This is a genomic window from Nisaea sediminum (assembly GCF_014904705.1).
GTDB classification, from domain to species: Bacteria; Pseudomonadota; Alphaproteobacteria; order Thalassobaculales; family Thalassobaculaceae; genus Nisaea; species Nisaea sediminum.
In genome coordinates this window covers 64,305-84,241 of record NZ_JACZCQ010000010.1, presented here as the reverse complement: position 1 = coordinate 84,241, position 19,937 = coordinate 64,305, and the positions used below count along the sequence as shown (strand labels likewise).

Genomic DNA, 19,937 nt, shown 5'->3' with positions numbered 1-19,937 from the left:
GGCCGCTCTGGCGACCACTTAGTGCGAAACAGTGCTTCATCATGTCTGGAGAAAAATCATGACTGAAGAAGAAATGGCCGCTCGGCGCGTCGAAGCCTCGAGCATCGTGAACACCTATATGGGCTGGTCCGCCGGCGCGAGCTTCATCCCTCTGCCGTGGGTGGATCTGGCCGCGGTCACCCTCGTTCAGATCAAGATGGTCGGCGATCTCGCCAGCCTCTATCAGGTGCCCTTCTCCCGCAATGTCGTGAAGACGATCATTGCCGGCCTGCTTGGCAGCCTGGTTCCGGCCGGCCTCGCCCGCGGCGCCTCCAGCCTGCTGAAATCGGTCCCGGGCATCGGCACCATTCTCGGCGTACTGACGGCTCCGGTTTTCACCACGGCCTCGACCTATGCGATCGGCAAGGTGTTCATCCAGCATTTCGAAGCGGGCGGGACCGTCCTCAACTTCGATCCGGATGCCATGCGCGAGCACTTCAAGGAAGAGTTCGAGGAAGGCGTCTCCAAGGCTTCCGGCAAGAGCGGCTCGAAAGCCGCGGCCTAAGTCAGGCGGCCCCAGACACTTGCGCCTGTTTGGCCGGACGGCGACCCGTCCGGCCCGAGACGTAATGTCGACGCGCCGATAACGGACAGACCTCATGCAACTTCTGCCCATCGCGATCTATCTGCTGCTTTGCCTGGTTCTCGCCATCGCCGGCCGGCGCAGCCGTATCGGGGCCTTCGGGGTCTTCCTCTGCTCGGTGATCTTCACGCCCTTGCTCGTTGGGCTCATTTTTGCGCTCCTCAGACCTTTCCCGAAGAAAGCGTCCTCCGGCTCATCGGCCGATAGCTAGGCGCACCGGGAAGGAGTATCGCGATGGAGACCGGTTCCGCCGCCGCCGATCTGGTCGCGTCCAACGGCCTGATCAAGTTCCTGCGCCGCGAGGCCACGCTCTCGCCACGCCGGGCACTGACCGTCGCGACCGTTGCCGGCCTCAGCAACGCGATGATCCTGGCGATCATCAACTCTGCGGCCGAGCACGCGGAACAATCCGAATCCCGGCCGCTCTACGCCGTCTTCTTCGCCGCGGCGATGCTGCTCTATGTCGTCGCCCAGCGTTGGATCCTGACGCAGGCCGCCGAACAGGTGGAGGCGATGATCCACCGGGTGCGGATGCGCATCGTCAACCAGCTGCAATATTGCGAACTGCTCGATGTCGAGCAGCTCGGACGGGCGGTGATCTACAGCGGCATCGCCCGCCACATGCAGACCCTGTCGCAATCCGCCTCGACGGTGACGATCGCGGTGCAGATGGCGATCCTGATCCTGTTCACCACGCTCTACATCGCCTGGATCTCGCTCACCTCCTTCATCGCGCTGGTCGCCTTCATGACCGTGGCGCTGATGGTCTACTGGAAGAAATCCTATTCGGTCCGCACCGATCTCCGCGGCACGCTGGAGATGGACAACGACGTCTACACGACGATCGACGATCTGCTGGACGGCTTCAAGGAAGCCAAGCTCAGCCGTTCCAAGGCGCGCGCGATCATCAAGCGGATCGAGGAGATCAGCGAGCGCGCCTCGGAAATGCGCGGCAATACGCAGATCATGCTGGCGAAGAACTTCGTCTTTTCGCAGACCGCCTTCTACCTGCTGCTCGGCACCATGGTCTTCGTCGTTCCGATGATGACCTCGGGCTATTCCGACGTGGTGCAGAAATCGACCACCGCAGTGCTCTTCATCATCGGCCCGATCTCCGGCCTGATCGGCTCGATCCCGATCTTCGAGAACGCGTCGGCCGCCGCCGAGGCGATCATGGATCTGGAACGGCATCTGAAGAAGCTCTCTGGCGTCGAGCTGGAAACCGACGAGGAAGGCCGGCCGATCGCCGATGCGGGACCGGCGGAACGCTCGCGCTTCGCTAACTTCAAGACGCTGGAACTGCGTAAGGCGGTCTTCCGCTACCACCCGCCCAACGGGGATCCGAACGACAGCTTCGCCATCGGACCGATCGACCTGACCATCACCCGCGGCGAGGTGCTGTTCATAACCGGCGGCAACGGTTCCGGAAAATCGACCCTGCTACGGGTTCTGACCGGTCTCTATCCGCTGCATGAGGGCCAGATCCTGATCGACGGGAAGGTCCTGCGAGAGACCGAGCTGCAGGAGTTCCGGGAAATCTTCGCCGCGGTGTTCGGAGACTTCCATCTGTTCTCGGAACTCTACGGGATATCGGACGAGGCGCGCGACGAGGCCTATGACTGGATTTCGACGCTCGAGATCCTCGGAAAGGTCAAGTTCGACGGACAGCGCTTCTCGACCGTCGATCTCTCGACCGGGCAGCGCAAGCGTCTCGCTCTGCTGGCGGCAGCGCTGGAAAAACGCCCGATACTGGTACTCGACGAATGGGCTGCCGACCAGGATCCGATGTTCCGGCGCAAGTTCTACCGGGAGATTTTGGGTATGCTCCGTTCGGGCGGAACCACTATAATCGCCGTCACCCACGACAACCGGTTCTTCGACGCGGCCGACAGGCAGATGCACATGGAAGACGGCATGATGGCGGCCTACGATCCGGAGTTCTTCCATGATTAGGCGCTTCTTCGACGGGCTGTCGAACTGGACGAACAGGCACTGGGTCGAGTTCTTCGCCACCGGCGCGGTCTTCCTGCTGCTGATCGTCGTGCTCTGGCCGCTGATCGTCTACACCGTCCCGCCGGGATCGGTCGGGGTGATGTGGTACAGGTTCTTCGGCGGCACCGTGACGACACCCGGGCGCGAGCTGCGCGAAGGCATCCACTTCATTCTGCCCTGGGACAAGATCTACATGTACGATGCGCGCCTGCAGCGCATCAACGAGAGCGTCAAGGGCCTCAGCATCGACGGCCTTGAGATAACTGTGAATGTCTCCAGCCGCTTTGTGATCAACAGCCAATATGCCGGTTACCTGCACAAGAGCCTCGGGCCGCAATACAAAGACACCCTGATGCACCCGCAGCTCAGGACGCTGATCCTGACTTATATCTCGGAGAACGAGGCGTCCGACCTCTACTCGACCCGGCGCGAGCGGGTGCAGACCATCGTCCAGACCCGGTTCCAGAGCAAACTCGCCAACATTTCCTCGAACGTTCCCTTCGAGGAGGCCTATGTCGATCTCGAGGACGTGCTGATCGAGGAGATCACGCTGCCGAGCTTCGTGCGCAACGCGATCGAGCAGAAGGAACGCGTGCGCCATATGAGCGAGGCCTACGATTTCCGGCTGCGTCTCGAGGAAAAGGAACGGCAGCGCAAGCGGATCGAGGCCGAGGGTATCCGGAGCTTCCAGGAGATCGTCGCCCCCGGCATCACCCCGAGCTACCTGCGCTGGCGCGGCATCGAGGCCACCCTGCAGCTCGCCCAGTCGAACAATGCGAAGGTCGTGATCATTGGCGGCGAAAACGGCCTGCCGATCATCCTCAACACGGAATCCGGCCTCGACAAGATCGGCACAGACCAACTGAAGAAGGGAGCCGATACCGGCACCCAGAGCGATCCGGCCCAGATCGGGCCGCGCAGCGATCTGCTGAAGATGCCGTCCCTCGCCGGCCCGCCACCTCTGACCGCGTCCGGAGCCGCCCTGAATCAGACCTCCGCGGCGCCTCCGGAAGTTCCCCAGGCGCAACACGGCGCCACAGGATCCACCGCACCGTCCACGGCCGGAGATCTGCCGCTTGCCGATCCGAACGCCGAAGGCGAGCTCAGTCAGTGGCTGAAAAAGCTGACCGGTGAAGGATCCGGGGACAGTCAGCCACCAAAACAGTGACCGGCGCGTCTCGCGTCAGGCCCGGAGCAAACGGCCAGGCTCGGGAAATGCGGTTGCGTGCGGCATAGAACCGCAACCTATCCGTCTTCTCCGGATAATTGCTATCTGCTATTAATCTTATGCCTACGGGGCGCTGAGCTGTCTCAGACCGGTAAGGCCGTCGGTTGCCCCGTCATACATTTCATGGCAGGGAGCCGTTATCATGAAAACGCTTCATCTTCTCCTGCCCGCCTTGCTGCTGGCATTGGGCATATCCGCTCCGGGAAAAGCCGGCGCCACGGAAGCGATCGCCAAGGAGCTGAACGCCTATCACGAGTCGATCATTGTTCTTGATACCAAGTCGAAAAAGACCTGCAATATCGAGTGGCAGGTCAAAGACTATCAGAACCATCTCGACGCCCAGCTGGCCTCGCTCGGGGTTGTTGACGACGAGAAATCCGGTCTCGCGGCAGTCCTTCTGATCACCAGTCAGAACTTCGCCATCGCCGGGAGCCACTGTGCGCTCCATGTCGACCTGTCATTCCAGACGCGCATCCCGCCGGAGATGTTCACCCGGCTGACCGATGCCCAGAAGGCGGCCCTGAACCGGATCGGTTCGCTGCCGGTCACGATCTGGAGTGCGTCGGCCATGGCCGTAGTGCCGCTTACCCAGCCCTCTGCCGGCGGGGAGAGCGACATGGCGCAGAAAGCGGTGGTCCGCCTGATCGACGCGATCATCGACCTGCTGCGCGCACAACGCTCCTGACCATGGGAGCCTGTTCGCGGCGGCCTAGACCCGCCGTTTGGGCCGACGATGAATGTGCGGCAGGTCGAGTTCCTCGCCGCATTCGTGGAAGAAAGTTTCCAGGCGCCGGGCGACATAGGACGTGATTGGCCCCTTCCCGTTAAGGATACGGCGCATCTGTCCTGCCGATAGTCCGGATTGCCGTGCGAGACGCGCGGTCAGGAACAGTCGCGCCCCATGATGGTGCCGCGCTGGATCGCTTTTTTGCTCGCTCCAGCCGTCGGGCTCCCGTTCCTTCCCTTCGCTGGCCTGCTCCCGCTCCTCAGCCAGCCATGTGACGATCTCCCGCCGAGCCTGGGCGAATTCCTCGTCGCAACGATCAAACTCGTTGAGCAAGCCGGGATCTTCACGCCGGGCATCGTCCAGCACGCGTAGATCGAGGGCAACCGACCTGCTTCGTCTCTCGACCATTCGATGTCCTCCCGTTCTGAAAGGAAGCGGCCAGTTCTTGGCCACATTCGGGCAGTGTTCGCCCGAAGATCATCATACTGTCCCTCCGGCCGACGTTCCCGCCCGCCGAAAGCGTTGATCGCGTTCATCATACATAAGTATGACCGACAATTTAATACGAATTTCGAAATGCTTTTTCTATTTTTCGACTGACCCTGTTGAATGACGGGCATGTTTGCGGCGGACCTGCGGCCAGACGAGACCGCCCGGCTGGAAAGAGCCGGGCCGCATCCAGGCTTGTCGTGCAGGCACGAGCGTGCTCATCAGCGCTCCGGTATCAGCCCCTTCGGCGCGAACCGCATGACCAGCAGCAGGATCGCGCCCATCAGCAGGTAGCGCATATAGACCGACCCGGCCATCAGGTGCTTCGCGAGGCCGGACTCTTCCGGCAGCGGCATGGTGATCACGGTCATGAACCAGGCGCCGAGCGGTTCCGCCTGCACCCAGAGGAACCAGATCACGAAGCCGCCCAGCACCGCGCCCCAGTTGTTGCCGGAGCCGCCGAGGATCACCATCACCCAGATCAGGAAGGTGTAGCGCAGCGGGATGTAGCTGGTCGGGGTGAGCTGGCCGTCCAAGGTCGCCAGCATGGCACCGGCCACGCCGCAGACCGCACAGCCGAGCACGAAGACCTGCAGATGCCGGGCCTTCACGTCCTTGCCCATCGCGGCGGCCGCATCGCGGTTGTCGCGGATCGCCCGCATCATGCGGCCCCAGGGGGATTGCAGCGCCCGCTCGGCAAGCCACATGATGATTGCGAGCACGGCGATGAAGAGCAGCGCGTAGCAGATCTTCACGAAGATTCCCGCAGCGTCCGAGACGTCGCTGACACCGAACGTCGAGGCGAGCGAGAGGAACCAGTCCGCCTCGACGAGATCGACCTCGTAGGGCACCGGGCGCGGAATGCCCGTGACGTTCTTGACCCCGCGGGAGAGCCATTCCTCGTACTTGATCACCGCGATGATGATCTCGGAGATGCCGAGGGTGGCGATGGCGAGATAGTCGGCACGGAGCCCGAGGGAGATCTTGCCGATCAGCCAGCCCGCGCCCGCCGCGACCAGTCCGCCGACGGGCCAGGCCAGCAGGATCGGCAGGCCGAGGCCGCCGAGATAGCCGGAGAGCGCCGGATCGATCGCCTCGATCCGGTCGGTCGCCGGGAGGAAAAAATGCGAGATCAGGAAATAGCCCGCGATCAACAGCAGCACCGTCACATACGGGCGCAGTGCACGTGCAACCTTGCGGCGGGCGAAGACGATCGCGGCCACCGTTGCGGCAAGGCTCAGCAGCGAGAGGGCGAGATCGCCGCCCGCAACGGACCAGGCCTCGCCGACCGGCGCCATGGAGACCAGGACGGCGGCCAGCCCTCCGAGCGCGGTGAAGCCCATGATCCCGACATTGAAGAGACCGGCATAGCCCCACTGCATGTTCACGCCGAGCGCCATGATGGCGGAGATCAGGCAGAGATTGAGGATGCCGAACGCCACCGCCCAGCTCTGGAACAGACCGACGGCGATGAGGATCAGCCCCATCGCGCCGTAATAGAGGGGGACCTTCTTCGTCATATGACCTTACCTCGAATGATGCCCGTCGGCCGCACAAGCAGCACCGCGACCAGGATGACGAAGGACACCGCGAACTTGTAATCGGTGGAGAGCAGCTGCACGAGACCTTCCGGCACCCAGCCGTCCGGCCCGAGATAGGCGAGGAAGCGCTTGAAGGCGTAGGTCACCGTCACTTCGGAGAAGGCGACGATGAAGCCGCCGAGAACGGCGCCGACCGGCTGGCCGATGCCGCCAAGGATGGTGGCGGCGAAGATCGGCAGCAGGATCTGCAGGAAGATGAACGGCTTGTAGGTCTTGTCGAGGCCGTAGAGCGTGCCCGCGATGGCGGCGAGCGCGGCCGAGATGACCCAGGCGATCATCACGATCTTCTCCGGATTGATGCCCGAGAGCAGCGCCAGATCCTCATCATCGGAATAGGCCCGCATCGCCTTGCCCCAGCGCGTCTTCTGCAGGAACCAGAAGAGCGCGGCGACGACGACGAGGGCGACGACGACGGTGATGAGCTGGGTCTGCTTGACGCCGATCCCCTGCTCGAGACCCGTCGCCGCCTTGAAATCGCGCACGGTGAAGAGGAAGCGCGCGCCGTCGGCGAAGCTCTGGTCGTCCGGCCCGATAACGATGCGGATGAGGCCGGCCATCACGAACATCACGCCGACGGAAACGATGGCGAAGACGATCGGGTTCGACCGTTTCTTGCGATAGAAGCGGAAGACGAAACGGTCGGTCAGCAGCGCCATCGCCACGGCGGCGAGAATCCCGACGGGCAGCGCCAGAAGCGCGGTCGGCAGCGGGGCGATACTCACCCCGGCGGCCTGCAGGCCCCAGGTGGCGAGGATCGCCGCCATGGCACCGAACGACATCATCTCCCCGTGCGCGAAATTGGCGAAGCGCAGGATGCCGAAGATGATCGTGACCCCGAGCGCGCCGAGCGCGAGCTGCGCGCCGTAGGCGATCGCCGGCACGATGACGAAGTTGCTGAGAAGCGCGAACGCGTTGGCGATATCCATGGCTCAGCCCCCGAGGAAGGAACGGCGAACTTCCTCGTTCGCCAGAAGGGCCTCGCCGGTATCGGTGAAGCGGTTGGAGCCCTGCACGAGGACGAAACCGTGATCGGCGATCTCGAGCGCCTGACGTGCATTCTGCTCGACCATCAGGATGGCGATGCCGGTGCGGGCGACCTCGACGATCTTGTCGAACAGCTCGTCCATGACGATCGGCGAGACGCCGGCGGTCGGCTCGTCCAGCATCAGCAGCTTCGGCTGTGTCATCAGCGCGCGGCCGACCGCGACCTGCTGGCGCTGGCCGCCGGAGAGCTCGCCCGCCGGCTGATTGCGTTTCTCGGCGAGGATCGGGAAGAGCGAGAAGACCTGCTCCTTCGATTCCGTGATGTCGTCCTCGCGGATGAAGGCGCCCATCTCGAGGTTTTCCTCGACGGTGAGCGAGACGAAGACGTTTCGGTTCTGCGGCACGAATCCCATGCCGTGGCGCACCCGCTCCTGCGGCGCCATGCGCGTGATGTCCTCGCCGTCGAAGACGACGCTGCCCTCGCGCAGGTTCAGCATCCCGAAGACGGCCTTCATCGCCGTCGACTTTCCGGCCCCGTTCGGGCCGACGACGACGGCGACTTCGCCGCGTTCCACGCTCAGATTGCAGTCGGTCAGGATATCGGCCCCGCCATAGCCGCCGGTCATCCCGGTCGCGGAGAGAAAGCTCATTGATCCGACACCCGCTTGTGTTTCCGGCCGGTCCCGAGATAGGCCTCGATGACCTCCTCGTTGTTCATCACCTCGTCGACGGAGCCCTGGGTCAGCAGCTTGCCTTCGGCCATGACGATGACCGGGTCGCAGAGCCGGGCGATGAAATCCATGTCGTGCTCGATCAGGCAGAAGGTGTAGCCGCGCTCCTTGTTCAGGCGCAGGATCGAGTTCGCGATGGTCTGCAGCAGCGTACGGTTCACGCCGGCGCCGACCTCGTCGAGGAAGACGATTTTCGCGTCCACCATCATGGTGCGCCCGAGCTCCAGCAGCTTCTTCTGGCCGCCGGAGAGATTGCCGGCGAGCTCGTTCTCGAGATGCGGGATTTCCAGAAATTCGATTACGTCGCGGGCGCGCTCGCGGACCTTTTCCTCATGCGCGCGCACCGCGGCGAAATTGAACCAGGAATGTTTCAGCTCCTCTCCGGGCTGGCCGCCCGGGACCACCATCAGGTTCTCCAGAACCGTCAGGGAGGAGAATTCATGCGCGATCTGGAAGGTGCGCAGCAGCCCCTTGTGGAAGAGCTGGTGCGGCTCGAGCTCGGAGATATCCTCGCCGTCGAGATAGATCTTCCCCGACGTCGGCGGGAAAGCGCCGGCGATGATGTTGAAGAGCGTTGTCTTCCCCGCTCCGTTCGGGCCGATCAGGCCGGTAATGGAGCCTTGCTGGATTTCCAGCGACACGCCGTTGACGGCGTGGATGCCACCAAAGCGCTTGGTGACGTTTTCTACTTTGATCATCCGTTAGCCCATATAGGCAAAACGGTCAGGCTCGCGCCCGACCGTTTCCCCGTAAACGTCTCAGCTCGACCGATCAGTGGTAAGCAACGGTCTTCCACTTACCGCCTTCGACCGTGGTCTCGCGGAAGCTGCCCGCGGACTCGCCCGGCGCGATCAGTTCGAGCGCGGTGCCGCCGACATAATCGATGTCGCCGCCATCGGCAAGAATCTTGAGCGCTTTCGAGAGTTCGCCCGGATAGATCTTCTCGCCCGGAGCGTTGGCGACCTTCTCGATCATGCCCTTGTACTTGGCCGGATCGGTGCTGTTGGCGGCCTGCATGGCGAGCAGCAGGATCGCGGAGGCGTCATAGGCTTCCGGGACATAGGGATCGTCGCCCTTGAAGCCCTTGCCTTCGGCCAGCTTGGCAAGCTGGGCCGCGCCCGGGCTGTCGGTGCCCGGGTTGGTGCCGATGGAGCCGTCGAGGGAGGCGCCGAAATTGTCCGTCAGCGCTTCGCCGACCATGCCGTCCGGCAGCACGAAACGATCGAAGGCGCCGGTGTCGAGCGCGGCCTGGATCATGCCCTTGCCGCCTTGGTCGAGATAGCCCGCGACGATCAGGATGTCGCCGCCCGCGGCCGCGAGGGTCGCGACTTCGGCGGAGTAGTCGGCCTTGCCGTCTTCATGCGCGGCGACGGCGGTGATCTTGCCGCCCTTGCCTTCGAAGGCGGACTGGATCGAATCCGCGAGGCCCTTGCCGTAGTCATTGTTGGTGTAGGTCAGCGCGGCGGTCTTGATGCCCTTGGCAACGAGGATCTCGCCGATGATCTGGCCCTGGCGGGCGTCGGACGGCGCGGTCCGGAAGAACAGGCCGTCATCCTCGATCGTGGTCAGCGCCGGCGAGGTGGCGGACGGGGAGATCATCACCATGCCGTTCGGACGGGCGACGTTGTTCAGAACCGCAGTGGTCGCGCCGGAACAGGTCGCACCGACGATGCCGTTGACCCCCTCGGACGTGATCAGACGGTTCGCGGCAGCGGTCGCGGCAGCGGCGTCGACGCAGGTGCTGTCGCCGCGCACGGAGACAACCTTCTTGCCGCCGAGGAAAATGCCGCTGTCGGACACTTCCTGGATGGCCAACTCGCCGCCGAGCGCCATCGGCTTGACGAGAGATTCGGTCGGGCCGGTGAAGCCCTGCAGCATGCCGACTTTAACGGTATCCTGGGCCTGTGCCGCGGTCGTCGTCAGAACGGCTGCGCACAGCATCGGTAGCAAGCGTTTCATGTTCGCTCCCCCTGTGTGTAGGTTTTGTGATTCCGCACACTATACAGAGACGCGTGCCGCGGGCAACGGGAGCGAAACGGGAACAGCCGGATTCTTCGCCCCCGCCGGCAGGCGCCGGATACCGCGTCAGTACTCGTCGTGCAGGCGCACCCAGCTCATGGTCCCGTCGGTCTCGTTCCGCCCCTTGGGCGCAAGGTCGAGCCAGTTGAAGGCGCCGATGAGCAGCTCCGCGCCCCGGCTGAAGGTCGAGTAGGTGTGGAATACCGCACCATCCTCGTCTTTCACGAAGATGCTGGCTCCGAAGAGATCCCGGGCCTTCTCGATCACCGCACCGTAATTATAGATCGCCCGGCCGGAGGCGAGTTGCTCCTCTGTGAAAGAGACGCCGAAATCGTAATTGAAGTCGCTGCCCTCGGACGAAACCCAGGGGAAGTTCCAGCCCATCCGTGCCTTGACCGCCTCGATCCGCTCGAGCGGCACACGCGACACCGCCGCGAAGGCGAGATCGGCCTGCTCGAAATGCCGGCGGGCGGCATCGACATGGTCGGAGATGAAGGAGCAGCCCGGGCAGATATGGTCGGAGCCCGGGCTCAGCATGAAATTGTAGATCGCGAGCTGGCTCTTGTCGCCGAAGAGGTCCGGGAGCGAGACCTCGCCGTCCGGTCCCTTGAAGCGGTAGGGTTTTTCGATCTTTACCCAGGGCATCTGCCGGCGCTCGGCGCGGAGCGCGTCGAGCTCATGGGTCAGCGCCCGCTCCTTCGCAAGCAGCGCCTTGCGGGCCGTGAGCCAATCCTCGCGGGAAACGACGTTATGCGCATTCATGTTCTGTCTCCTTGGTTCGGGAAAAGGGTGTCTCCGGCCTTCCGCGTGTGGCCTCTGGCGAGCTTCAGCCAGGGCGGAAGGTGGAACAGGCTCATCAGCAAATACATCCAGACCATGCCGCCGATCGGCAGACCACCGCTCCCCGCCATGCAGAGAGGGGATTGTGGGCTGTTCGACTCGAGCAAAGCCATGAGCGCGAAGGTCGGCGACGCCGCCAGACCGAGCCAAGCGGCACCGCAAAGCGAACGGGCCGTCCGCCATTTTGCTCGGATCCAGGTTGTCATTTTCGCGCTCCCGTTGAATGGTGGCCGTCACCGGCCGCTGCAGAACCCGGATCCGGTTTAGGACGGGGCGAACGGCGGGTGGGAGTGACAAGTCTGACGGGATTTGCATGGACTCGCTGATCACTGCCGCGTCGCAGGCGCTGACCGCGGGCGATCCGCTGGGGGCACTGAAGCGGGTCGCCCTCCGCGAGGATGCGCCCGCGCTGGCCCTGCGCGGCATCGCGATGGCGCAGCTCGAGGACTTTCCCCGCGCACGCGACCTGCTTCGCCGCGCGGCGAAGGCTTTTGGCACCGGCGAGCCGGTCGCGCGGGCGCGCTGCGCCGTGGCGGAAGCGGAAATCGCTCTGGTCTCCCGCGATCTCGTCCGCACGTCGGGCGCGCTCGAGACGGCGCGTCTCACACTTGCGTCCCTCGGCGACGAAATGAACGCCGCTCATGCGGGGTACCTCCTCGCGCGCTGGCATCTTCTGACCGGAAAGCTCGACGATGCCGCCGCACTCGTCGCCGAAACAGACCGTACGGCCCTGCCGCCCGCGTCCCGGGTCGGGCTTGCGCTGGTCGCCGCCGGGATCGCCATGCGGCGGGTCAGGGCCGCAGATGTCCGAGACGCACTCGGCCAAGCCAGGCGCACAGCGAACAGCGCCGGGATCCCAGCATTGCTGGCAGAGGTCGGGCACGCCGAGCAGGCTTTCGCAGCTCCGGCCGCACGCATCATCACCGGGGGGACAAATCGACTGGCCGGGCTTGAAGAGGTCGAGGCGCTGATTGCCTCGGACATGTTGCTGGTCGATACCTGCCGCGACGCCATACGCAGCGGCCGGCATAAAGTGCGTCTCGCCGGACGGCCGGTGCTCTTCGCGCTCGCGCGCGCACTTGCAGAAGCCTGGCCGGACGAGGTGACGCGGGAGCAACTGCTCGCGTGCGCATTCGGGGCGAAACACGCGGACGAGTCGCACCGTGCACGGCTGCGCGTCGAGATCGGACGGCTCCGCAGGAAGCTGAGCGCGATGGCCAATCTCAAGGCGACCAAGGCGGGCTTCGTTCTTGAGACGCACACACATTCAGGCGTTGCGGTTCTGGCACCGCCCGCCGAAGAGAGACACGGCACCCTCCTCGCCCTGCTTGCCGACGGCGAGGCCTGGTCGAGTTCGGCGCTCGCGCTTGCGCTCGGCGTCAGCGCCCGGACAACCCAGCGCGCCCTCGAGGAACTGTCCTCGGAGGGCAAGGTCGAGTCCTTCGGGCGCGGCCGGGCCTGCCGCTGGGTCGCCCGTACCATCCCCGGTTTCCCGACATGCTTGTTACTCCCGGCCTTGTCGCCGAGAGGATAGGATCCCCCCCATGAAACGATCGAAAGCTGAAATCACGCGTGAATATGGACCCTTCCCGGGTACGGACGGCGTCGCCGGCGTCAGTTTCGACGGCGCCCGGATCTGGGTCGCAACCGGCAACAAGCTGAATGCCGTCGACCCGGAGAGCGGAGAGACCCTCCGGTCGATTGAGGTCGCCGCCCACGCGGGCACCGCGTTCGACGGCAAGCACCTCTTCCAGATCGCCGAGGCCGTGATCCACAAGATCGACCCCGAGACCGGAGCGATCCTCGCGACCATCCCCGCGCCCGCGAAGGGCGGCGATTCCGGCATGGCCTGGGCGGAGGGATCGCTCTGGGTCGGCGAGCATCGCGGCGCGAAGATCCATCAGATCGATCCCGAGACCGGCGCAATCCTCCGCACCATCGCCTCCGACCGTTTCGTCACCGGTGTGACCTGGGTCGAGGGCGAGCTCTGGCATGGGACCTGGCAGGAGGACAAGAGCGATCTCCGCCGGATCGATCCCTCGACGGGCGAGGTTCTGGAATGTCTCGAGATGCCGGACGGCAAAGGTGTCTCCGGTCTGGAATCCGATGGTGGAGAGCGCTTCTTCTGCGGCGGCGGCACCAGCCAGACCGTGCGGGCCATCAGGCGGCCCAGGGATTCCGGATAATTTGCCGTTTTCCGGCGGGCATAACCCGGTCACATATTTCCGGAATCGGGAAAGGGACGGTCAGGCGAGAATGACTCATTGACCAACCCTTTCTATTTGATGACCCACATCTAGGCAATCAGGAACGATCTTTCTATTTTCCACGAGATCGGGCCCGGTGCTTTTCCGAAAACATCCCGCGCCCTGGCTTCGATTGGACAAGACCATGAAGAAACTGATCGCATCCCTTTTCGCTTTGGTCATGATTGCCGGCGCGGCGCGCGCCGAAACCGTGACGCCGCTCGTGAGCATCGATTGGGTGAAGGCGCATATCGGTGAGCCCGGGATCGTCTTTCTGGACGTCCGCGGCGAGCTCGACGGGGCGACCAAGCAGACCTACCTCGACGGCCACATCCCCGGCGCGATCTGGACCGACTACCTGAAGGACGGCTGGCGCACCCAGGACGGCAACGGCACCATCGCCCAGCTCTCCACCGTCGACACGCTCGAGACGACGATCGGCAATCTCGGCATCGAGAACGAGCACCATGTCGTCATCGTTCCGGCCGGAAAGTCGGCGCTCGATATGGGGACTGCGACGCGCATCTACTGGACCTTCAAGGTCGTCGGCCACGACGCGGTCTCGATCCTCAATGGCGGCATGCAGGCCTATACCGCCGAGATCGACGAGAAGACCAAGCTTCCGGTGAATCCGCTCGAGCAGGGTGAAGTCAAACTGGAGCCGACGATCTTCTCCGCCGAGCTGCGCGAGGAAATGCTGGTCGACAAGACCGATATGGCCGCTGCCGCGACGGCCGGCGAGGTGATCGTCGACAACCGTCCGCAGGACCAGTTCCTCGGCCTCAACAAGCACGGCAAGGCAAAGCGCGCCGGGACCATTCCGGGCGCCCGAAACCTGCCGGAGAACTGGCTGACGCAGAACGGCGGCACCTTCCGCGACCGCGACACCATTTCGAAGCTCTACGCGATGGCGGGGATCCCGACCGAAGGCGCGCAGGTCAGCTTCTGCAATACCGGCCACTGGGCCAGCCTCGGCTGGTTCGTCTCCCAGGAGATCCTCGGGAACGAGCAGGCGAGGATGTATGACGGCTCGATGGTCGAATGGTCGGCGGACCCGAAGCTGCCCGTCGACTCCGCTCTGGACAATCAGACCGGCGGCGAGAAGCTGACGCAGCTCATTCAGTAGAAACGGCCGAGAACAGGACCCCGGAAAGCAATCGGTCGACCGGCGCGAAATCGTCGGTCAGGACCACCGGGGGTTCCGAACCGGGATCCATCAGATCCCCGATCGGGATCCGTTGCCAGGTGCGGCGGATCCCGAAGGCGGAATGGATCGCCGGGACCGGCGCGCCGGAGGCCGAAGCGACCACCTCGTAGGTTATCCGCCCCTCCGGGCTGACCCCGGTCTGCTCCCCCGCTTCCCGCCAGATCGCGACATCACCGAAATCCTGCGCCAGCGTATGCACCAGCGCGGCAAGGAAACGCGGGTTTCGGGCGCCGTCCACCACGTTGACCACATAAAAGCCGTCCGGTCTGAGACGCGCCGCCACCTCGCCGTGGAATTCACGGCTGACCAGATGGGTCGGCACCGAAATGTCATGGAAGGCGTCGCCGAAAATCACGTCGAACTGCGGTTCTTTCGGCAGGGACTGCAGCAAGGCGCGGGCGTCCCGGTGATGGATCTCAAGCCCCGGCGCCGACAGGTCGAGCCAAAGATGATCACGCGCCGCCACTGTCACCGCCGGGTCGATTTCCGCCACCACCAGACGCGCGGCCGGCACCGTCGCGGCCCAGGCACGCGGCAGGGAATATCCGCCGCCGCCGATGAAGAAGGCGGAGAGCTCCGTGCCCGCCACATCGAGAGGAAAGCGGCGGCGGGCATATTCATCGACGAAATGGATATAGGGACTGTAGAGCAGGCTCGGATCGTCCCGGTCGTTGATGCTGTGCACCAGGTTGTCGAGCACCATGAGCTTGCTCGGACGGCCGCTATAGGGCGCGAAATCGTCGATCACGATGCAGAAATAGTCGCTCTCCACCGTGCAGCGGGAGGTGAAGGCCCCGCGCGCGATACCTGTTCCGGCGAGGGGCACGGATAGCCCGACCATCGCGACACAGGCAATCAGCGCCGCTTTCCGGCCAGCGAGCAGGGCGCAGGCGAGCGCAAGAACCGCATAGAGCAGCGTCACTGCGATCAGCGTCCCGGCGGAGCCGACCCAGGAAATGAAGAAGTAGCCCGCCGACAGCGTGCCGGCGATGCTGCCGACCGTCCCGATGGCATACATCTGTCCGAGGATTGCACCGGTCCGTTCCGGCGCCTCGTCGACGGCAAGCTTGGTGACGACGGGCGCGACCATACCGACAAAGAGGCTCGGCAGCAGGAAGAGCGCCGTAGCAAGCAGCACCACGATGGTGACCTGCCCGAGCCCGGAGGAGAGCAGACCGACGGCGAGATCGTTCAGCAGCAGGAGCGCGAGCAGGCTCGTGGCGCCGGCGAGGGCAAGGGCGATTGCGAGGCGGCGCATGCCGCTGGTCCGATCCACCTCCGGGCCCGCCATCCGGCCGCCGATCCAGTGGCCGACCGAAAGGCCCGCCAGCACCACGGCGATGATCGCCGTCCAGGTATAGAGCGACATGCCGACATAGGGCGCGATCAGGCGCCCGGCGACGATCTCGACGACGAGACCGCCAGCGGAACTGAGGAACAGAACCGCCGCGAGGAAAAACCGGATCGCAAGAGTCATGAGGCCACCCGGCCGTTACCGAAAGCCGGTGTCCGCCGTTCCATCAGCCATTGGCAGGCACCCGAACCGAGCCACATGGCAAGCAGCGCGAGCCAGGCGGTCAGGGACAGGACAGACCCTCCGGTCACGCCCGCCCCGACCGCGCAACCACCCGCCAGCATACCGCCGAAGCCCATCAGCACGGCGCCGACGACATAGCGCACCATCCCGGTCGACTGGTCGAACACCTGGACATGGAACTCCTTCCGTAGCACGGCGGAGGCAAACGACCCGAGCGCGACGCCCGGCACGAGGCCGACGCCGAATTCGAGCGGGATCGCCGGCTGGGTGATGAGCGCCATCAGCGTATCCGCCGACGGGCCGGTGAAGGTCACGCTGAGGACGGAGACCGGCTCGAAGGAGACATGGGCGAGCGAGGCCGTCAGCAGCCATCCGAGGGTGATCGAACCGCCGAGGACGATCGAGATCAGGGTCCGTCCGGTCCCGAGGGCGGCGCGCCAGGCGAGGAAAACGGCAAGCGCAAGAAGCACGCCTCCGACGACCAGACCCGCATAGGCGGGCAGGTGCAGATTGAGATTTCGCGCGTCCGGTCCAACCGACCAGAGCGCGGAAAGCTCGAGGCGGAGGGGCGAGAGCAACCCGGTCAGCGCCGCCTGGGCGATCACGGTGACCAGCAATCCGGTCATCAGGGCACGGAGATTTCCGGTCGCCGAGAGCACGAGCAGCCGGCTTGCGCAGCCGCGCGCGAGGATCATCCCGACGCCGAACATCGCGCCGCCGATGATCGCGCCCGAGAGCGTGCCGGCGGAGGACAGCTGGCGCACCTCGTTAACTGGGAGGATACCGGACGAGAGCAGGATCTGGACGAAGAGGAGAGCGGAGCCGAAGACCAGCAGCCAGATCGCGAAGCTCGGCCCCGGCTTGCCGCCCCAGAACTCGATCGAGGCGCTTCTCAGGCAGAACCGGCTTGCCTGGGCGCAGGCACCGAAGACGAGCCCGACGAGGATGCCGCAGAGCGCGGCCTTGGCCGGATCCGATACGAGGTCCGTCGCGAGAAGATTTTCGAGAAACTCCATAACGCCCTCTCAGCCGACCGCCGGGGTCACGGACGGACGATGGTCCACCCGGCCTCGTCGGCCTCGATCAGCGCGACAACCCCGGTCTGGACGATTTCCGCGTCCTCGAGGATCGGGATCTTCTTGCCTTCCAGCCGCTCCATGGTGTCGATCGTGTTGCCGCAGGCAACGAAGGTGACGTTCGGCATGCTCATCCCGAAGCCCCGGACCCGCTTGGCCACATCCTCCGGCGCGGTGTCGGTCCGCAACAGGTGCAACCCGGCCTCGAAGGCGACGATGCGGATCTCCACCTCCTCGCCGATCCCGGAATAGTGCCGCGATACGTTGGCGGCGACGTTCAGGACGCCCATCATCTTGTGCGGATCGTTGTCGCTGATCTGCAGGACAAGCTTGTGAACCCCATCGTCCGCCCGCGAGGTTCCCGGTAAGGCAGATCCGATTGTCAAAAGACACATCAGGACGAGCACCCGGAACAGAAACGGCATTTCGCGTCTCCCTTTGAAATGGCCTGGCCCGCCTGCGCATTGTTCCCGCGCCGGAGCGGAGCCTCTCAAGATAGGCGATTAGCATTTTCTGACCGGACTCTTTCGTCACATTCTCGGCAGCGTTGCCGGGCAAGAGAGGCAACCGCGGCCCAAGGTACTTCGCCCGCAGGCCGCGGCATTGATGCGGATCAACCGAACATGTCGGTCGTGATGCCGGAGTACCAGCCAAGGCTTTCCTCGAAGGTCTGCTTGCGCAACGCGGCATCCTCGCCGGTCTGGCTGATGAAGCCGGAGGTCTTGGCGATCTTCTCCGGCGTCGCCTCGTAGGCCGCGCCGACCTTGACCCCGTTGTCGGTGTCGATCAGCGACCAGCAGGTGTTCGAGAACTTGGCCGGGAACACCTTGGAGCCGGTAAGCGCGCCGCGGATCGCATTGGCCGCGACCTTCGCCTGACTGTTGGCCGCGAAGCCGGATTTCGGCATGTCGCCCTGGTTGGTGGCATCGCCGAGCACGTGGATGTTCTCGTCCATCCGGCTCTGCATGGTCGCCGGCACTACCGGCGCCCAGCCCTTCTCGTCGGTCACACCGGCCAGCTCGGCGATGCGGCCGGCCTTCTGCGCCGGGATCACGTTGACCACATCGGCCTTCGTCACCTCGCCGCCGACGACCACTTCCATGCTGTCCGGCCGCGCCTCCTGCAACGGACCGGTGAAACTGGCGTCGAGCCAGTCCACCATCCCCGGATACCTTGCTTCCCAGCCTTCCTGGAACAGCCCCTGCTTGGAGAACTTGTCCTTCGGATCGAAGATCAGGATCTTTGCCTTCGGATTCTTCGCCTTCAGCACATGGGCCACCATGGAAACCCGCTCGTAGGGACCCGGGGGGCAGCGATAGGGGTTCGGCGGTGCGACCATCACAAAGACCCCGCCCTCGCGCATGGAGTCGACCTGCGCCTTCAGCAGTTCGGTCTGCGAGCCGGCCTTGTAGGCATGCGGCATCTTGTTCTGCGCGGAGATATCCCAACCCGGAACCGAACCCTCGACGAAATCGATGCCCGGCGACAGGACCAAGCGGTCGTAGGGCACGGATCCGCCGCCGGCGAGCGCGACGGTCTTCTTGTCCCGGTCGACGCCCACCGCCCAGTCATGCACGACGTTGATGCCGTACTCGCTGGCGAGCTTGCCGTAGCTATGGGCGATCGAGTCCAGCGTACGGAATCCGCCGAGATAGAGATTGGAGAAAAAGCAGGTGTAGTAAGTACGGGTCGGCTCGACCAGGGTGACGTCGAGTGCACCCTTGCTGTCCTTGGCGAGATACCGGGCCACTGTGGCCCCGCCGGCGCCGCCGCCGACAACAACCACCTTCGGCTTGCCGTGATTGGCGCCCATCACCATAGGCGCCGCGGTCAGCACGGCACCCGCTGCCGCACCTTTCAGGATCGACCTTCTACTCAGAGACATGGCAGTTCCTCCCGATTTGGGCCCCGTTCAGTCGAGGCCTTCGAAATACGCCGCTAGTCCGGCGATCTCTTCATCCGACAGCCGCCCCGCGATCATGCGCATGACCGGGTGCGGTCGGAGCTCTTTCTTGTAGGCATGCATGGCCACCACGAAATCGGCCTTCGGCCAGCCGGTGATCGAGGGAATGCCCTCGTTCGCTCCGCTCTTCTGGTGGCAGGTCAGGCACTCGCCCGACAGATATTCACCATAATCCGGATCGCCGACGATCGCGAGGATGGCCGGATCGAGATCGTGATCCGTCGCGGTCGCCGTCGGCGCCGCTTCCGGGATGTTGCTCGGCTTGTCGGAAAAAGCACGGAGATAGGCGAGGACGTGCGACCGGTCCGCCGGATCGGGCATGCCGGCAAAATTCATCCGCGTCTTGGAGACGAGGTTTTTCGGGTTTTCGAGATAGATATCGAGATTGTCGGCGTCCCAGACGAGACCGTCCGCGCCGGCCCGGACCAATCCCTCGGAATAGCGGAAACCTTCGACGGATCCGGCGACGCGGCCGAAAATCCGGTTCAGATGCGGGCCGACCGCGTTCTCCGCGCCCTCACCGACGCGGTGGCAGGATTTGCAAACCCGGAAGAGTTGCTCGCCGGCTTTTGCGTCTCCGAGCTCGACAGCGCCGACCGGTACGGCAAAGGCGGTGACGGTCAGCAGCATCGCGAGGCCCAGGGCCCGGATAATGCGTACCGTCACCGCCATCAT

21 protein-coding genes are annotated in these 19,937 nt (G+C 64.4%); 8 read left to right on the top strand and 13 right to left on the bottom strand.

The features are described from left to right. Positions 1-58 precede the first annotated feature (58 nt). The 5 genes from IG122_RS19305 to IG122_RS19285 all read left to right on the top strand — a co-directional run bounded on the left by IG122_RS19305 (position 59) and on the right by IG122_RS19285 (position 4,527). The gene (locus tag IG122_RS19305; RefSeq protein WP_226893765.1) at positions 59-544 is read left to right on the top strand and encodes a YcjF family protein; all 486 of its coding nucleotides are present in this window, start codon (positions 59-61) and stop codon (positions 542-544) included. A 94-nt stretch (positions 545-638) separates the two neighbouring features. Then, positions 639-833: a hypothetical protein gene (locus IG122_RS19300; RefSeq protein ID WP_193187590.1), complete on the top strand. Its 195-nt coding sequence runs from the start codon at positions 639-641 to the stop codon at positions 831-833. 23 nt (positions 834-856) lie between these two features. Further along, the gene (locus tag IG122_RS19295) at positions 857-2,575 is read left to right on the top strand and encodes a cyclic peptide export ABC transporter (RefSeq protein ID WP_193187587.1); all 1,719 of its coding nucleotides are present in this window, start codon (positions 857-859) and stop codon (positions 2,573-2,575) included. Next, positions 2,568-3,782, top strand: a complete 1,215-nt coding sequence (locus IG122_RS19290; protein WP_193187585.1) for a prohibitin family protein — start codon at positions 2,568-2,570, stop codon at positions 3,780-3,782. Before IG122_RS19295 ends, IG122_RS19290 begins: the two co-directional genes overlap by 8 nt. A 202-nt stretch (positions 3,783-3,984) precedes the next feature. Next, positions 3,985-4,527: a hypothetical protein gene (locus IG122_RS19285; RefSeq protein ID WP_193187583.1), complete on the top strand. Its 543-nt coding sequence runs from the start codon at positions 3,985-3,987 to the stop codon at positions 4,525-4,527. A gap of 24 nt (positions 4,528-4,551) precedes the next feature. Here IG122_RS19285 and IG122_RS19280 read toward each other — a convergent pair whose 3' ends face one another. From IG122_RS19280 to IG122_RS19245, 8 genes are all read right to left on the bottom strand, one after another. After that, positions 4,552-4,977 carry a hypothetical protein gene (locus IG122_RS19280; RefSeq protein ID WP_193187581.1) on the bottom strand — a complete coding sequence of 142 codons (426 nt, stop codon included), beginning with the start codon at positions 4,975-4,977 and terminating at the stop codon, positions 4,552-4,554. A gap of 302 nt (positions 4,978-5,279) precedes the next feature. After that, positions 5,280-6,578, bottom strand: coding sequence for a branched-chain amino acid ABC transporter permease (locus IG122_RS19275; RefSeq protein WP_226893764.1), 1,299 nt, complete (start codon positions 6,576-6,578; stop codon positions 5,280-5,282). Beyond that, positions 6,575-7,585, bottom strand: coding sequence for a branched-chain amino acid ABC transporter permease (locus IG122_RS19270; protein ID WP_193187579.1), 1,011 nt, complete (start codon positions 7,583-7,585; stop codon positions 6,575-6,577). The genes IG122_RS19275 and IG122_RS19270 overlap by 4 nt, the downstream gene beginning before the upstream one ends. A 3-nt stretch (positions 7,586-7,588) precedes the next feature. Continuing rightward, a complete protein-coding gene (locus IG122_RS19265) occupies positions 7,589-8,293 on the bottom strand; it encodes an ABC transporter ATP-binding protein (protein ID WP_193187577.1) in 705 nt (234 codons plus the stop codon). Further along, positions 8,290-9,072, bottom strand: coding sequence for an ABC transporter ATP-binding protein (locus tag IG122_RS19260; protein WP_193187575.1), 783 nt, complete (start codon positions 9,070-9,072; stop codon positions 8,290-8,292). The genes IG122_RS19265 and IG122_RS19260 overlap by 4 nt, the downstream gene beginning before the upstream one ends. 73 nt (positions 9,073-9,145) lie before the next feature. Continuing rightward, positions 9,146-10,333 carry an ABC transporter substrate-binding protein gene (locus IG122_RS19255; RefSeq protein ID WP_193187573.1) on the bottom strand — a complete coding sequence of 396 codons (1,188 nt, stop codon included), beginning with the start codon at positions 10,331-10,333 and terminating at the stop codon, positions 9,146-9,148. Positions 10,334-10,459: 126 nt separating this feature from the next. Then, positions 10,460-11,155, bottom strand: coding sequence for a DUF899 domain-containing protein (locus tag IG122_RS19250; protein ID WP_193187570.1), 696 nt, complete (start codon positions 11,153-11,155; stop codon positions 10,460-10,462). Continuing rightward, on the bottom strand, positions 11,152-11,439 hold the full coding sequence (locus IG122_RS19245) for a hypothetical protein (protein WP_193187568.1): 288 nt from the start codon (positions 11,437-11,439) through the stop codon (positions 11,152-11,154). The genes IG122_RS19250 and IG122_RS19245 overlap by 4 nt, the downstream gene beginning before the upstream one ends. A gap of 107 nt (positions 11,440-11,546) precedes the next feature. Between IG122_RS19245 and IG122_RS19240 the strand changes: the two genes are divergently transcribed. The 3 genes from IG122_RS19240 (at position 11,547) to IG122_RS19230 (ending at position 14,605) form a co-directional block, all read left to right on the top strand. Beyond that, positions 11,547-12,767 (top strand): helix-turn-helix domain-containing protein, encoded by a 1,221-nt coding sequence (locus IG122_RS19240; RefSeq protein WP_193187566.1) that lies wholly within the window; start codon positions 11,547-11,549, stop codon positions 12,765-12,767. Positions 12,768-12,777: 10 nt separating this feature from the next. After that, positions 12,778-13,419 (top strand): Vgb family protein, encoded by a 642-nt coding sequence (locus IG122_RS19235; protein ID WP_193187563.1) that lies wholly within the window; start codon positions 12,778-12,780, stop codon positions 13,417-13,419. A gap of 205 nt (positions 13,420-13,624) precedes the next feature. Further along, a complete protein-coding gene (locus IG122_RS19230) occupies positions 13,625-14,605 on the top strand; it encodes a sulfurtransferase (protein ID WP_193187561.1) in 981 nt (326 codons plus the stop codon). On the opposite strand, the gene IG122_RS19225 is transcribed toward IG122_RS19230, so the two are convergent. The 5 genes from IG122_RS19225 to IG122_RS19205 all read right to left on the bottom strand — a co-directional run bounded on the left by IG122_RS19225 (position 14,595) and on the right by IG122_RS19205 (position 19,934). Next, on the bottom strand, positions 14,595-16,163 hold the full coding sequence (locus IG122_RS19225; protein ID WP_193187559.1) for a fused MFS/spermidine synthase: 1,569 nt from the start codon (positions 16,161-16,163) through the stop codon (positions 14,595-14,597). The two genes, IG122_RS19230 and IG122_RS19225, sit on opposite strands and share 11 nt — an antisense overlap. Then, a complete protein-coding gene (locus IG122_RS19220) occupies positions 16,160-17,239 on the bottom strand; it encodes a YeeE/YedE family protein (protein WP_193187557.1) in 1,080 nt (359 codons plus the stop codon). Before IG122_RS19220 ends, IG122_RS19225 begins: the two co-directional genes overlap by 4 nt. Positions 17,240-17,265: 26 nt before the next feature. Next, entirely contained in the window at positions 17,266-17,724 is a 459-nt protein-coding gene (locus IG122_RS19215; RefSeq protein ID WP_226893763.1) for a DsrE family protein, read from the bottom strand. 188 nt (positions 17,725-17,912) lie between these two features. Beyond that, positions 17,913-19,184, bottom strand: a complete 1,272-nt coding sequence (locus IG122_RS19210; RefSeq protein WP_193187555.1) for an NAD(P)/FAD-dependent oxidoreductase — start codon at positions 19,182-19,184, stop codon at positions 17,913-17,915. 27 nt (positions 19,185-19,211) lie between these two features. Then, a complete protein-coding gene (locus IG122_RS19205; protein ID WP_226893762.1) occupies positions 19,212-19,934 on the bottom strand; it encodes a c-type cytochrome in 723 nt (240 codons plus the stop codon). Positions 19,935-19,937: the final 3 nt, after the last annotated feature.

Bases quoted from the DNA above. Each gene is read 5' to 3' on its own strand.
- IG122_RS19305 (WP_226893765.1), top strand. From the start codon at position 59: ATGACTGAAGAAGAAATGGCCGCTCGGCGCGTCGAAGCCTCGAGCATC.
- IG122_RS19215 (WP_226893763.1), bottom strand. From the start codon at position 17,724: ATGCCGTTTCTGTTCCGGGTGCTCGTCCTGATGTGTCTTTTGACAATC.
- IG122_RS19290 (WP_193187585.1), top strand. From the start codon at position 2,568: ATGATTAGGCGCTTCTTCGACGGGCTGTCGAACTGGACGAACAGGCAC.
- IG122_RS19295 (WP_193187587.1), top strand. From the start codon at position 857: ATGGAGACCGGTTCCGCCGCCGCCGATCTGGTCGCGTCCAACGGCCTG.
- IG122_RS19220 (WP_193187557.1), bottom strand. From the start codon at position 17,239: ATGGAGTTTCTCGAAAATCTTCTCGCGACGGACCTCGTATCGGATCCG.
- IG122_RS19300 (WP_193187590.1), top strand. From the start codon at position 639: ATGCAACTTCTGCCCATCGCGATCTATCTGCTGCTTTGCCTGGTTCTC.
- IG122_RS19265 (WP_193187577.1), bottom strand. From the start codon at position 8,293: ATGAGCTTTCTCTCCGCGACCGGGATGACCGGCGGCTATGGCGGGGCC.
- IG122_RS19275 (WP_226893764.1), bottom strand. From the start codon at position 6,578: ATGACGAAGAAGGTCCCCCTCTATTACGGCGCGATGGGGCTGATCCTC.
- IG122_RS19210 (WP_193187555.1), bottom strand. From the start codon at position 19,184: ATGTCTCTGAGTAGAAGGTCGATCCTGAAAGGTGCGGCAGCGGGTGCC.
- IG122_RS19230 (WP_193187561.1), top strand. From the start codon at position 13,625: ATGAAGAAACTGATCGCATCCCTTTTCGCTTTGGTCATGATTGCCGGC.
- IG122_RS19240 (WP_193187566.1), top strand. From the start codon at position 11,547: ATGGACTCGCTGATCACTGCCGCGTCGCAGGCGCTGACCGCGGGCGAT.
- IG122_RS19270 (WP_193187579.1), bottom strand. From the start codon at position 7,585: ATGGATATCGCCAACGCGTTCGCGCTTCTCAGCAACTTCGTCATCGTG.
- IG122_RS19285 (WP_193187583.1), top strand. From the start codon at position 3,985: ATGAAAACGCTTCATCTTCTCCTGCCCGCCTTGCTGCTGGCATTGGGC.
- IG122_RS19280 (WP_193187581.1), bottom strand. From the start codon at position 4,977: ATGGTCGAGAGACGAAGCAGGTCGGTTGCCCTCGATCTACGCGTGCTG.
- IG122_RS19235 (WP_193187563.1), top strand. From the start codon at position 12,778: ATGAAACGATCGAAAGCTGAAATCACGCGTGAATATGGACCCTTCCCG.
- IG122_RS19245 (WP_193187568.1), bottom strand. From the start codon at position 11,439: ATGACAACCTGGATCCGAGCAAAATGGCGGACGGCCCGTTCGCTTTGC.
- IG122_RS19255 (WP_193187573.1), bottom strand. From the start codon at position 10,333: ATGAAACGCTTGCTACCGATGCTGTGCGCAGCCGTTCTGACGACGACC.
- IG122_RS19250 (WP_193187570.1), bottom strand. From the start codon at position 11,155: ATGAATGCGCATAACGTCGTTTCCCGCGAGGATTGGCTCACGGCCCGC.
- IG122_RS19205 (WP_226893762.1), bottom strand. From the start codon at position 19,934: ATGGCGGTGACGGTACGCATTATCCGGGCCCTGGGCCTCGCGATGCTG.
- IG122_RS19260 (WP_193187575.1), bottom strand. From the start codon at position 9,072: ATGATCAAAGTAGAAAACGTCACCAAGCGCTTTGGTGGCATCCACGCC.
- IG122_RS19225 (WP_193187559.1), bottom strand. From the start codon at position 16,163: ATGACTCTTGCGATCCGGTTTTTCCTCGCGGCGGTTCTGTTCCTCAGT.